The organism is Caballeronia sp. INML1, assembly GCF_023631085.1.
In the GTDB taxonomy this organism is placed as follows: Bacteria; Pseudomonadota; Gammaproteobacteria; order Burkholderiales; family Burkholderiaceae; genus Caballeronia; species Caballeronia turbans.
Genome location: NZ_JALQDT010000077.1, coordinates 116,569 through 129,627, shown reverse-complemented (window position 1 = coordinate 129,627; position 13,059 = coordinate 116,569). Strand labels below are relative to the sequence as shown.

Here is a 13,059-nt window from a genome sequence, read left to right as displayed (position 1 = left end):
TGCATTATTCTGCGAACGCAAGTAATGTAAGTATCAACCGGACGTTGATCGCCGCCGGTCTTCGGCCGCGGCTTGTCTGGACGATGCGTTCGCTGCAATCATCGAGCGAGCCAGGCGGCGTTGATTCGCTGAAAGCTTGGCTCCTCGGACTTCGGGTGGCACTTCCAGTCCTGGCCATCGTCGCCGACTGACGTTGTGGTTCGCAGGGAATCAATCCGGCTCTCGCCGGAATAGTCCGCAAGTGCCGATTGAAACATTGCTTCAGCTACTACGCGCTCGATGGTGACTACGACTGATCCTGTGTTGATTGACCGTGCTGCCGCTTATGATTTTCTTTCGCCACACTTCGAATTGCCCGTCCTGATCAAGGAGGTTTCGTGGAGATCCATCGCAGCGTCGATGGATCACCGCGGCGATCGAATAAACATTGCTTACTGGAAAGACGAGACGCACGTCGAACGTCGGTATTCCGCCCCGACTCAGAGCTCGCACTACATCATTGAAGTGCTGCTGCGGGCAACCACCATTACGTGTTCCAAAAACGGAAGAAACCTGCGTAATGGCCCCGTTGCGTTTGGCGCCACGCAAGTAACCGCGCCGGAGGATCAGCTAGAGGCAAGCTTCACCCGGAGTGCCGAAGCTATTCACGTGTTTGTGCCTCGGTCGGTGGTTGCTTCGGTGCATCTCCAGTTGCACGGAAAGGCGGCTGCGCCGGATTATCGGCTTGTGGATCCGGGTTTTGCGGCCGATACGATGATGGGCAAGCTCGCGTGCATGCTGCTTGAGACCGAGGCTCTCAGGAACCCGTACGCACACGCTTTTTCTAACAGTCTCGTGATGGCCATTCTCACCCGCGCGATGGAGAATGGGTCGCAGCTTGACGACAAGCCGAGGCAAGCGCTGCCTCCGTGGTGGCTCGAACGGACGATCGCGTATATGGAGAGCCGATTAGGCGAGCGGGTGACGCTCAGTGACATCGCTGACCTCGCCGGCCTCAGCCGAATGCATTTCGCGTCGCAGTTCAAGCGCTTGACAGGACTAAGCCCTCACACATACCTCACTGTCATGCGACTGGAAACCGCCAAGGGCCTGCTGGCGGAAAATCGTATGCCCATCGCTCAAATCGCGATATCTGTCGGCTTCAATTCGCAAGCACACTTCACGACCGTGTTTCGGAAAGTGACCGGCATGACGCCGCAACGATGGCGACTGAGCGCCGCTTCCGCTGCCCAAGTCGAAGCACCGTGACCAGCCGGTCGGTCCCCTCGACTGATGTTCGGTTTGCCCACGATGTGAGAACGACGCTTGTAGATGTCCGCGGCCGCTCTTCTTTTTTGAAATTCATGCCCCACGCAGCGCGCGGGATTGAAAGACCGACAGCTTTTGTGTGTGAAAACATGCGAGGAGCGGCTCCTATCAAACGCTGACCAGTCGCCACAGAGGGATGTCAGGAATGAATGATCGAGAAAACGACTTTCTTGTCTGGCAGGACACGCTCGAGCGGTTAAGACGGCTTCCCGAATGCGCGGGATTGAACGTGGTGACACCGCACTATAAGTCACGGACCATTCAAGCGACAAGGCGGTGGAAAGAGGCGGTCGCGCCAACGGCCGAGAGTCAGGCGAGGAATGACTGCGTTCGAATCCGCATCGCCGAGCTCAGCGCCCGAACGGCGACCCTGTCGTGGCATGACTCTACCGCTTGTCATTACGAGGATCAGAAATGGCGCAGAGGCAAAGCGCGGCGCGCCGGAATATGCTCTCTGTCGGGCCAGTCCGTCACGCGCGGCGCGGATGTCTTCCGCCCATCTCGGAGGGGCGTTGGAGGCCCGGTCAACTCCGACGCGATGATCTTGGCGAGCGCCCTCGCCGACCACGTTGAAGCAGGCGCATACAATGTCTTCGATTGGGCCGCCGCACCACGTGCCGGTCGGTGACTGCAACAGACCACCATGGATTGCGCACTTGTTGCCCCGAGCTGGCACTTGGCCGCATGGCATCGCTGTACTTGCTTTAGCGTCGAATGACTCTGTAACAGTGAAGCCTGCCCTATCCGCCTTTCGTCGGCCGTCCGTCGTTCTGAACGTTCGGCTCACAGGACGGATTAACGACTTCCGTATCAAGGAAGCGATCGGAATTTTTCTGACCGTACGGACGCATCCGGGCAACCACCGCCAGTCTCGGCGAACTTGGACTCTGACAAGATACGGCCAAAAAGTCCGAGCCACTTCAGCGTTACTAGGAGCCTACGCACACAAGATCAAAAAGCATGGCGCATGAACGGACTGAAGCTCGGCGCGTCGGGCTTCAGTTGACCCAGCGCATCCCAGTCTTGCCAGCCGTTGAACCGAAGCGGCGTCATATGGTCGATCTTCGCAATATGCGCCCGCAAATCCGCCTTGTAGCGCTCGAGACGCGGCGCATCGGCTGATATACCCGCGTAGCGTATAGACGCTGAGATCCCGAAGGTCGCAAAAAATGGCAGCACTGTGTACCCCATGTAGTGCAATGTGAAGTGCAGCGGCCAGAGAATAAGATCGAGGTCGCCGTTGCGTCCGTTGTGGCTGAAGGTCGACTCCGGGCCGCCCGCGGTCACGGATACCAGCGCGCGGCGTCCGACAAAGAAGCCCTCGTCGTAGCGTCGCCTGCTCGTGAAAAGCCCATACACGAATACGCGATCCAGCCATCCCTTAAGCATCGCTGGCATCGAGAACCACCAGATCGGAAACTGGAAGACGACGAGGTCCGCTTCCAGCAGCTTGGCGATTTCCGCGCGTATGTCCTCACTCATCAGTTGCTCGTCGAAGGCATGGCGCTGTTCTGTCTGTACATCGAAGACATCAGGCCGCGCGCGATGCTCGAAATGTGTGGGTCCTTCGACCGGATCGAAGCCCATCGCGTACAGATCGGAAACATGAACGTCGGCTCCTTGTTCGCGAAGCGCCGCGACGATAGTTTCCTTAAGTTGCCCGTTGAACGATTGTGCTTCCGGGTGGGCGAAAACGACTAGTGCTTTCATCTGTTCCCCTCGATATCAATTCTCTTATGACGCTAGGCTGTCGCCCCGACGCCGCCGCCGCGATTTGCCGGAACGTCTGCCGCGGTAATCAGCGCGCGGCGCGAAGAGGAAGCAGTTGCGATTCGATATCATCGTCCGCTTCGGGCGTCGTCAGGTGCGCGCCGTGCGTCAGATCGAGCGGCATTGTAGGCGGAGCATTCTGCCGGTCATGCGCTAGTGCAACTCGATACACTCTCGAGCCATAGGTCGACAGATCGCGTGCCAGCGCTTGCGCGATGTCCACCTTGCTGTGGGTTCTCGGCGATACAAGGAAAATCCGCGTCGTGCAGACCATCAAAGACGCGGCCTCGAGACCTACATCCTCCAGCCAGGGAAGATCAATGCGCTCAGCGGTCGACAGAAGCAAGCGTTCGTAACGTTGCACCGCCTTGTCGAGATTGAGCACCTGAACCGAAACGCTGCGAATTCCTAGCGTGCCATTCGAATGAACACGACAGTCTCCCTCAGGGACGCGAAGGTGTCTCGCAGTCACATCGGCGCAGAGGAATGGAAGCGCCTCGTCTGTCGGCCAGCCAAGTAGCCAGTGCATCTCCGCGCCGTCCGCCTGAACGCGCGAGCCTGCAGAAGCGTTCTTGTAGAAGTCGTAGCGCCTGTCCGACCGTTGCGTTTCGATCGAGAAATCCGCAGGGCAGAGCGCGAAGTCGATGACTCCTTCGCCTCGTCTCGTCAGACGTTCGTACCATTTCTCGCCGTTCGCGGGGTTGACCCATTCGATCAACTCGATATAAGCGCCGTCGTGAAAATAAATGAGCGCATTGCGCGTCGGCGCATGGGTGTGCCGTCCACCGGCAGAAACGTTGAAGCCCAGTCGCCGATAGTCCAACACAGCCGCCTCTAAGGAATGCACTGCCACGACGAGGTGGTCAAACCGGAATGGCGTCTTCATTTACCTAACGATCCCTGGTCAAAAGAACTTACCATTGGATTAGTCCGTCCACGGTCTTATCGACGATCCCCGTACCCGACGAAAGCACCGAATTACGCCAGACATAGGATGTGGGAACAAATGAGTCGAGAAGGTCTGCGCGCACTTGTACGACCGCCTCTCGCGGATAGCGATCGCTGAACCGGCGTAGCCATAGGTCCTGCCGGATGGCCAGCTCGCCCGGCTCGCGGCCGCGCGTGCCCCACTCGATGACGCCGCCTGCCACTTCCGCATGCGGCAGAAGCTTCCGGATGCCGTCAAAAACCAGACCCTGGTAGCGGGGGCAGCTGCGTCCATGCGGACGCGCAGCAGGCAAGCCATCCTTCTCCCACCATTGCGTGGTTCGCCGGTATGCATCGGATTCGGCGTCAGCGAACGGCAGGAAAAATGCCTCGCCGTAATCGCCGATGCCGGTGTGCCAGTCGATTACCGCCACCTTCTCCGCCGGTAGAAGATGCGCCTGCACAATTCTTTGCAGCGTATGGTTTTCCCATGTCCGCCGCGTGCCTCCGAAGAACACGCCGTCCGGGTGCGCGTACTGGCCGCGTGCGATCGCGTCAAAAAGCGCGTCCTCTCCGAGACGGTTGCGCGCGGCGCTGAGCCCTGCTTCGGCGTGCGAACACCGATCCGCGTCGGCAATGTCCGCGTTCAGGAAGCGATGCACTTCGTCGTAGATCCGGTTTTCCGGCCTGCCCCTCGAGAAGTCCACGAAATTACGATTGAGGTCGATGCCGTCTTCGTTGGTCCGAACGCCATACGAGAAGCCATAGGGATTAAGTGCGTGGACGAGAATCACGCCAATGTGGTCGAGCTCTCGCCGCGAGGCACAGAGCCGAAGCCACGCGGTCTGGAGCGCGGAGCCGGCGTAGCCTTCAGCTCCATGCGTTCCGCTGATGACCACAAGTTTGTGCCGGCTCGTTGCGCTTCCTAAACACGCGACGTCGATGCTCAGACGCTCCTCCTCGATCCCGGACGAGCGATCGTAATCGTAGACGTGTAGATCCGCCCCCGCGCCGCTTGCCGCGGCGCGAAACTTATCGCGTGCGACAGCATATGTCGGAGAAAAGTAGTCGGTGTTTGCGAAGAACATGAGTGCGCCCCGTCCGCCTTAATGAGCCGCGTCGATCAGCGGTGGGCTACTGATCTCGCGAAGGTGCGTAACTGCCGTCATCGCGATGCGTTTCATCACCGACGAGAGGCGGATTGAAAACGCAGACCAAACGAAGATCGCCTTTGACTGCGCGCACTTTATGACGGTCGTGCTTATCGAGGACGTAGATGGATCCGGCCTGAATGGTGTGCGTGTCGCCGGTGGCGAGGTTGACGACTTCTCCTACTCCTGCGAAACAGTAGTTAGCCTCGATGTGATGCTTGTACTCCAGTTCCAGCTCAGTTCCTTCGAGGACCGTGGTGTCATGAACCGAAAATCCCACGTCATCGCTCGCGACGATGAGCCGCTTGCTTTCCCACCCTTTTCCGGAGGCGTGCCGTGCCGTTCCAACGATCGATGCAACGTCTCTGACGATCATTTCTGTTTCCTCTTCGATGGATCTCGCATTAAGGTTTCGACAGCGCCGCCTCGACTCGGCGCGCCACGGAGAGCAGATCGATGTCGCGATGGCGGCGTCCAGTGAGCATCAGCCCGAACGGTCGCGGCCTGGCCGGATCGAACTGCATGGCGATGCTCGGCGCGTCAAGGCGATTCGCCAGCTCGGTGAGACTGAAAGATAGCGCGTTCACACGAAGATACTCGATCTCGTCCGCGGTCACGTCTGCGATCCGAGGCGGAACAATGGGCACTGTCGGGGTCAACAGAGCATCGTAGCGCGCCATTTCTGCGTCAAACACATTGGCTTCGTGCTTGAGCGCTGCCGCGCCCTTCAGGTATCGATAAGCGGGAATCGATTCACCGCGCAATATCCTGGGCCCGACGAGCGGGTCGTAACGCGCCAGTCGCGTACGAATCCACGGTTCGTGCCATGCGAAGGCGTCCGCCACAATGATCCCGCTTTCGGCGGCAATACGCGACGGCGCTCTAAGGTCCATGAAGTCGGTCTCAACGATCGAAGCACCAAGGCTGGCAAGGCGATTGACACACGCTTCAAACGCTGCGACGACAGTCGGATCGCAACCAGTCAGTGCGAAATCCACGGGCAGAGCCAGCCGGATCCCTTCAAGCTGCCTCGTCGGCCGAACCCGCACGACGGGTGTCCTGTAAAGTTTCAACGCCTCTACCACCCTGACAATGGTGTTTACATCGCGGGCAATGAAGCCTGGCGCATCGAAGGTGGTCGACAGCGGAATGCACCCTTGCGTCGAGATAACATTCGTCGAAGGCTTGAAGCCTACGATCCCGCAAAACGCCGCCGGAATCCTGATCGAACCGCTCGTGTCGGTACCGAGCGCAATGTCCGCAAAACCTCTTGCAACTGCAACGGCGCCGCCGGAAGTCGATCCGCCGGCAACCCGTTCTCCATGCGCATCGAGCGGAGTAACCGGCGTGCCCGTGGTGTTGTTGATGCCAAGAGCGCCGAAGGCGAATTCGGTCATGTTAGTGTGCGCCACCAGTGTTGCACCGGCGGCGCGCAGCCCAGCAACGGCCGGAGCATCGCGCGTCGCTTCGGGCTGGTCCGATAGAACGGCCGAAGCCGCGTCGGTGACCCATCCGGCGACATCGAAGCACGCCTTCACGGCCAGAATCACTCCGTTCAGCGGGAGGCTTGCGCCGGATGCGACTGCCTGGTCAGTCGCGATGGCATCGGCTGCAGCGGCATCGAATCGCGTGCGCAGGAACACTTTGTCCAGCCCACTGAATGCCAACGAAACCGCTCGGCTTTGCTCGACCCTCGATTCGCCCGACATCTGTCTCAGCCCTCCCGCGTGCGAGACCTTACTTCGCTTGCCAACGCATTAAGCCTGCATGTCATTGCTTCGCCCGGATCACGTCGATGTCGCGCCAGTCTTTTCCTTCTAGCTTGTAGAGCGTGTATGGAGCGCTGGCCAGATCGCCGCGTGCATCGAATGCGATAGGTCCGGTGGCGCCTTTGATGCTGCTGTCGGCGACAGCAGCCAGCACTTTGGCCGGATCCTTCGACTGAGCCTTAAGCACCGCTTCGATGATCACGGACGCGGCGTCGTAGGCATACGGCCCCTGGAAGCCTTTCAGACTCGTACCGAAGCGCGTGCGATAACGATTGACGAAGTCCGTTCCGGGCATCTGCGAAAACGGTATTCCGGGCTGAACGGCCAGCGAACCCTCTCCCTCACCTTTGGCAAGGTCAAGAAAGATCTCGTTGTTGAACCCCTCGCCGACGAGCGTCGCCGTCAGACCCAAACTGCGCATCCGTCTTACCACCTGAGCCGCCTGCGCGTCGAAGCCGCCGAAGACAATGACATCGGGGTTCTTGGCGCGCAGCTTAGTGAGCACGGCGCTAAAGTCGATGGTCTTATCGGTCACATATTCATGCGCCACAACGTTCGCGTGGCGCTCGCGCAGGGTCGCCTCGACCCGGTCGGCGAGGCCTCGCCCGAAGTCAGTCTGATCGTCGATGATCGCGATTCGCTTGGCCTTCAGCTGATCGACCAGATAGTTGCCGAGCGTCGCGCCGGCTACGGCATCGTGACCCACCACCCTGAAGGTCGTCTTGTAGCCCTGCTGCGTATAGGACGCGCTAGTCGAACTTGGACTGACCTGGGCAATGTTGGCTGCCGAATACGTTCTCGCAGCGGCGATGCTACAGGTGGAATTGAAGTGCCCTACAACGCCCGACACTCCGATGTCGGCGAATCGCTGGGCAATCTGCGAAGCGATGCGAGGATCGCCTTGATCGTCTTGCGGTTCGAGTTCGAATCGAACGGCCTTTCCCTTGAGCGTCGGATGGCGTGAATTCGCATCTTCGACCGCCAGCCGCGCGGCGTTTTCCATTTCCTTGCCGTCGGCCGCGGACGGCCCGGTAAGCGGCGCCGCAAAGCCGATCTTGACGATCGCATCGTCTGCCCGCCCCGCAATCGGCGCGAGCGCCAGCGTCAGCGACAACGCACCGCCAATAAAACCCGTTATAGCCCTCATTGCTCGCTCCCATCCATCCAGCGTTGGTTGTTTGGTTAACTGGGCAATTGTACGCATACAAAGATACATACAATGGCATGACGTGATGATGCTGGCAAAGCTTCGGCTAGGCAACCACTTTCATAATAGTTAGAAAGCACACCCGGCGATATGGACAAAGACGCCTGTCTCTTCCAGATTGCGAGATGCAGACATTAAAACGATTGTATGCAGCCACGCTGGGGACGAACGCTATGAGAAACGTGTTCGCAGAATCTAGGGATCGGTGTACCGGGCGCTCCTCCGGATATGCGTCTTAGATTCATTAGGTCGCATCGCCCATGATGAGTGCAATCCGCTGAGGGATAGCAATCCTTCAAAAGGTGCGGGCCAGTGGTTACAAACACTGAGGGCGATCGGCTTTAAACTAACGCGAGAAGACGTCCATTGCCGTGCCAGCATGCAACGGGTCGGAACTGGATCGGGGGGCGATACGGCGGCAGTGTCGGCCGTATCGCAGCGGGTCGAAAAAAGGGGTATCGGTCTCGCTGCGACCGCTCGGCATCTTCGTCCCAAAAGGACGACTGCAGCCGAACTGCTTCGGTAATGACTGGCGCATCCGGCGAGGCCGGCGAGGCCGGCGTACTCGCAGCACGGCGAGCTCACACGATCACGCTGGGCTCAGATAGGTCAGAGCGGAGCAGCGATGCGATCTTTTCGAGCCCGAACTTCAGGTCGCCGATCGTGGGCGGCCCACCCAATGAGAGGCGCACGGCCTCCTCTGCTACGCCGACGCAAAAAGCATCGCTCAAGGCGAGGTTGATGCCGTCGGCTCGAAGCCGCTCGGCGAAAGCCGCTCGGGTCCAGATTTTCGGCAGTACCAACCAGGTGTGGAACGCTCGCAGGTCCGTGTGTTTCGTCTGTTCGGGCAAAATGTCCCGCGCCAACGACTGCCGCGCTGCGACCTCTTGGCATATTGCGGCAAGTAAGGTTGACGCGGTGCCATCTTCGATCCATCGGGTTGCTAACGCAGCGCTCAGAGGTGACGCCATCGACGCGGTCGCGCGCAAAATGACAGCAGCACGCTCGGCGAAAGACTTTTCCGGCGTCGCCAGATAGGCAATTCGCAGCGCCGGCGTGAGACATTTGGAGAGCCCCGAAAGATAGAAAGACTGGTCGGGCAAGAAACTCGAAAGCGGCGGCAACTCGTTGCCACGCTCAGCGAGAAGCGGCCAATAGTTGTCATCCTCGATCAGCGAAACGCGATGGCGTGACAGCACGCTGGCAATCGCCATCCTGCGTTTCAGCGACATGCTCCGCGTGGTGGGATTGTGCAAGGTCGGCATACAATAGAACGCCTTCACCCGATGTTCCTTGCACACCTTGTCCAGAGATTCCGGAATAGCGCCCTGATCGTCCATTTCGACACCTACCAGGCGGATCCCAAGATAGCGCGCGATGAGAATGATGCCAGGATAAGTGAGGTTTTCGACGCACAGGACGTCGTCCTTTGCAGCAAGCATCATGATGACCACGAGCAATGCGGATTGCGTTCCTGGACAGACGAGCACCTGCTCCGCCGTGACCGCGCTCAGGCGCTGGCGCAGCCATTGCGCGCCCACGTCGCGGTCGTGGATCGTTCCCGCCGGTGGCTGATACCGCATGAATGCCTTGGCATCGAGTGCGACCGTTGCCCTTGACACCTCGTTCCAGAGAGTATTGCCCGCCTCACCCTCGAACACATTGGGCGGCGAGTTCACCATGAAATCCGTCGATGCATTGGACGCTGGCGTGGGCGCTCGGTCGCGCATATGACGGACAAATGTGCCCCTGCCGACTCGCGCATCGATAAGGCCGCGCCGCTGCGCCTCCGCATAGGCGCGGCTGATGGTCGAAAAGTCGACGCCGATCGCCGCGGCCAGAGCTCGTTGAGGTGGAAGCCGGTCGCCCCGATTTAGCGTTCCATGCGAGATGTCGGCGGCCATCGCATCGGCAATGCGCTGATAGATTGGACCCTTACGCGCTTTGATATCCGGAACCCACCGCTTGATCATCATCGCTCTCGATACATACATTCGGAAGATTGTATGCGAAAAGCAGTTTGCTTAAAGCATTTGTTAATCGTCGGCGTTCGAATCCGCCTGACACCTTCGTCGCATTGTCGCCAAACGTCGAACCGACCGCCAGAAGATGCAAGACCGTCACTCGGTGGTAGGACGTTTGCTCCGCTTGACCCGCTTCCCAGCGGCACGCTCGGCATCGCTTTGCAGCACCGATAAAGCCACGAAAGCCCGTGTCGCCGCGCTCCTGTACCCACTCTTGCGAAGCAGCAGCGCGGCCGTCCGCTGCGGCAGTGCCGGCTCAAGCTGGACGCTGCACAGCCCGCGATGCTCACGCGTGATTGCGGCTGGAAGCAGCGTCGCAAGCGCACTGCGGCTGACGACTTCAATCGCGGCGCTGATCGAATTGACTTCCATTGCAAGCCGCGGTGCCACCCCGTTCTCGCGGAAATAACGGTCGATGTATCGGCGCGTCGCGAATTCTCCGTTCAACAAGATCAGCGGCTCCTCCTTGAGTTCGTTGAGCGTCATGCGAAGCTGCCGTCTTGCTCGGGGATGCGCCTTGCCGATCATCAGCGCCAGTTCCTCAACGAAAAGTACCTGCGGCTCGATTTCCTCATTCGAGACCGTGTCGAATGCGATTCCGACGTCCAGCGCGCCGTCGGAAAGCAGGGCCTCCATCCGATCTTGCGGCATCTCCGTGAAGCTCAGCATGATTTTCGGATGCAGACGGTTAAATGCCTCAATCAACGGTCCGACGAAGTAAGCGGTGAACGTTGGGGTTGCCGCGATGTGCAGAACGCCGCGGCTGAGGTCCTGAACATCGGAAATCGCGCGCTTGCCGGACTCGAGTTGCTGCAGCGCACGCCGCGCGTGGCTGACATAGGCCTCCCCTGCGTCGGTCAGGCGAATAGAACGCCCAGTCCGATCCAGCAAGAGAGCGCCGAGGGCTTCTTCGAGTTGTCGGATCTGCTGCGAGAGCGTGGGCTGAGATATGTGCAGGGCCTGCGCGGCGCGCGTGAAATTGCGATGCTCCGCTACGGCCAGCAGATACCGGATATGTCGTAGCAGCATGGTTGCGACTCCTTCGGTATTGGTCTTCCCTATAGCTCGGATAAGAAACCGGTCTTGGACACTATAGCCGAAACCGTCGAGCATTCACCTCATCGAGCCACCGTTCACAATCGCGGAGTGAAAGATGCGAGACATCATCGACGGATTTCTCAGGTTTCAGCGGGAAGCCTTCCCACAGCGCACGAAACTCTTTAGGAGGCTTGCAACGAGCCAAAATCCCCGCGCGCTGTTTATCTCGTGTTCAGACAGCCGGCTCGTGCCCGAACTCGTGACGCAGCGTGAACCGGGCGACCTGTTCGTCATCCGTAATGCCGGCAACATCGTTCCTTCTCATGGTCCGGAACCGGGCGGCGTGACCGCGACCGTCGAATATGCCGTCGCGGGACTCGGCGTGACCGACATCGTCATTTGCGGCCATTCGGACTGCGGCGCCATGACTGCAATCGCGACATGCGCCTGCATGGATCACATGCCGTCGGTCCGGAGCTGGTTCAAGTATGCGGATTCAGCGCGGGTCGTGAACGAAGCACGCAAGCATTCGAGCGAACGCGACCGCATCGACTCGATGATTCGCGAAAACGTCATCGCCCAGCTTGCCAACATCAAGACTCATCCCTCCGTGCGGCTCGCGATCGAGCAAGGCGTCCTCGCGATCCATGGCTGGGTCTATGACATTGAAACGGGATCCGTCGACGCGCTCGATGGTGCCACCCATCGTTTCGTCTCACTTTCGAGGCATCCGAACGCGTGTGCAGAACCGGCCCGTGCGAGCCTTGCCGCCTGACCAGCACCTTAACTTCCCATCCGGAGATTCATCATGAGTCAGTCCCAGTACCGTGAGAACGCGCGTGCAACGCTGTCCGACGCAATCATCGACGCCAAGATCGCGAAGAACCTAACCTTCAAGCAACTCACGGAAGGCACCGGACTCAGCATTGCCTTCGTGACCGCCGCGCTTCTCGGACAGCATCCCCTGCCGGCGGATGTGGCAAAAGTCGTGGCCGACAGGCTCGGTCTCGACTCGGACGCGGCGCGCGGCCTGCAGACGATTCCGATGCGTGGCAGCATTCCGGGCGGCGTACCCACCGACCCGACGATCTACCGCTTCTACGAAATGGTGCAGGTCTATGGCTCGACGCTAAAGGCTCTGGTACATGAAGAATTCGGCGACGGCATCATCAGTGCGATCAACTTCAAGCTCGACATCAAGAAGGTCGACGATCCGGAAGGCGGCCACCGGGCGGTGATCACACTGGACGGGAAATATCTTCCCACGAAGCCGTTCTGAGCTCACGAATGCTTGGCCACGAACCGCGAGCTAGCCGCACGCCGTTTGCGATATCGGGTTCGACATAATGCGGCCCGAGAACGTGAGGTTTTTAGGAATGCGTTGGCTCTCTCGAACTATGACATCGAAACGGGATCCCCCGTCTAGACCCAGCCATGGATCGCGAGGACGCCTTGCTCTGTCGCGAGCCGCCCGGAGGGATGAGTCTTGATGTTGGCAATCTGGGCGATGACGGGGGCGAGTGGCGGGCACGTCGACGATCGTGCTGCCGAGGCAAGCGCTCAAGACGTCTTGTCGTGTTAGGCATAAAGGCGCGGGACGGCGCGCGGCAGCATGTGAACCAAGATGATCCGCTTATAGGGATAGTCGATCGCATACATGACACGGTCCGTGCCACTCATGCCGTGGGTGGCTTTGATGGCCGCTTGATCTGCCACACGGTCGACGAACTCAGCAAGCTCGACGGCGTGTCAATCACGGCGGGTAACAAGAAGCGCTTCTATCAGACCACCGCAACGGCCCGTTGGATGAAGTCGACGGCCGCCCGCAGCGAATGCGGGCGGATTGCCGACAGATGACACGAGAC

13 protein-coding genes are annotated in these 13,059 nt (G+C 59.5%); 5 read left to right on the top strand and 8 right to left on the bottom strand.

Annotated features, from left to right (window positions below; translation table 11 throughout):
- The first annotated feature begins 279 nt into the window (after window positions 1-279).
- Together NCR38_RS31060 and NCR38_RS31055 are read left to right on the top strand one after the other, a co-directional pair.
- Entirely contained in the window at window positions 280-1,248 is a 969-nt protein-coding gene (locus NCR38_RS31060; protein ID WP_250478184.1) for an AraC family transcriptional regulator, read from the top strand.
- A 196-nt stretch (window positions 1,249-1,444) separates the two neighbouring features.
- Complete coding sequence (locus tag NCR38_RS31055; protein ID WP_311394684.1) at window positions 1,445-1,936, top strand: DUF3331 domain-containing protein; 492 nt, start codon at window positions 1,445-1,447, stop codon at window positions 1,934-1,936.
- 323 nt (window positions 1,937-2,259) lie between these two features.
- On the opposite strand, the gene NCR38_RS31050 is transcribed toward NCR38_RS31055, so the two are convergent.
- From NCR38_RS31050 to cynR, 8 genes are all read right to left on the bottom strand, one after another.
- Window positions 2,260-3,018, bottom strand: a complete 759-nt coding sequence (locus NCR38_RS31050) for an NAD(P)H-dependent oxidoreductase (protein WP_061119781.1) — start codon at window positions 3,016-3,018, stop codon at window positions 2,260-2,262.
- Window positions 3,019-3,106: 88 nt separating this feature from the next.
- Window positions 3,107-3,964, bottom strand: a complete 858-nt coding sequence (locus NCR38_RS31045) for a VOC family protein (RefSeq protein ID WP_086961325.1) — start codon at window positions 3,962-3,964, stop codon at window positions 3,107-3,109.
- A gap of 28 nt (window positions 3,965-3,992) precedes the next feature.
- On the bottom strand, window positions 3,993-5,093 hold the full coding sequence (locus NCR38_RS31040) for a DUF2817 domain-containing protein (protein ID WP_250478182.1): 1,101 nt from the start codon (window positions 5,091-5,093) through the stop codon (window positions 3,993-3,995).
- 46 nt (window positions 5,094-5,139) lie between these two features.
- A complete protein-coding gene (locus tag NCR38_RS31035; protein WP_061119778.1) occupies window positions 5,140-5,532 on the bottom strand; it encodes an ectoine synthase in 393 nt (130 codons plus the stop codon).
- A gap of 28 nt (window positions 5,533-5,560) precedes the next feature.
- Window positions 5,561-6,865, bottom strand: coding sequence for an amidase family protein (locus NCR38_RS31030; RefSeq protein ID WP_250478181.1), 1,305 nt, complete (start codon window positions 6,863-6,865; stop codon window positions 5,561-5,563).
- A gap of 61 nt (window positions 6,866-6,926) precedes the next feature.
- The gene (locus tag NCR38_RS31025; RefSeq protein ID WP_250478180.1) at window positions 6,927-8,072 is read right to left on the bottom strand and encodes a branched-chain amino acid ABC transporter substrate-binding protein; all 1,146 of its coding nucleotides are present in this window, start codon (window positions 8,070-8,072) and stop codon (window positions 6,927-6,929) included.
- Between the two features lie 641 nt (window positions 8,073-8,713).
- Window positions 8,714-10,108 carry a PLP-dependent aminotransferase family protein gene (locus NCR38_RS31020; protein ID WP_250478179.1) on the bottom strand — a complete coding sequence of 465 codons (1,395 nt, stop codon included), beginning with the start codon at window positions 10,106-10,108 and terminating at the stop codon, window positions 8,714-8,716.
- Window positions 10,109-10,252: 144 nt separating this feature from the next.
- Window positions 10,253-11,185, bottom strand: a complete 933-nt coding sequence (gene cynR, locus NCR38_RS31015) for a transcriptional regulator CynR (RefSeq protein WP_250478178.1) — start codon at window positions 11,183-11,185, stop codon at window positions 10,253-10,255.
- 124 nt (window positions 11,186-11,309) lie between these two features.
- On the opposite strand from cynR, the gene NCR38_RS31010 reads away from it, so the two are divergent.
- From NCR38_RS31010 to NCR38_RS34570, 3 genes are all read left to right on the top strand, one after another.
- Entirely contained in the window at window positions 11,310-11,969 is a 660-nt protein-coding gene (locus NCR38_RS31010) for a carbonic anhydrase (RefSeq protein ID WP_250478177.1), read from the top strand.
- 33 nt (window positions 11,970-12,002) lie between these two features.
- Window positions 12,003-12,473: a cyanase gene (gene cynS, locus NCR38_RS31005; RefSeq protein ID WP_250478176.1), complete on the top strand. Its 471-nt coding sequence runs from the start codon at window positions 12,003-12,005 to the stop codon at window positions 12,471-12,473.
- Window positions 12,474-12,628: 155 nt separating this feature from the next.
- On the top strand, window positions 12,629-13,051 hold the full coding sequence (locus NCR38_RS34570; RefSeq protein ID WP_409241448.1) for a hypothetical protein: 423 nt from the start codon (window positions 12,629-12,631) through the stop codon (window positions 13,049-13,051).
- The last annotated feature ends 8 nt before the right edge of the window (window positions 13,052-13,059 follow it).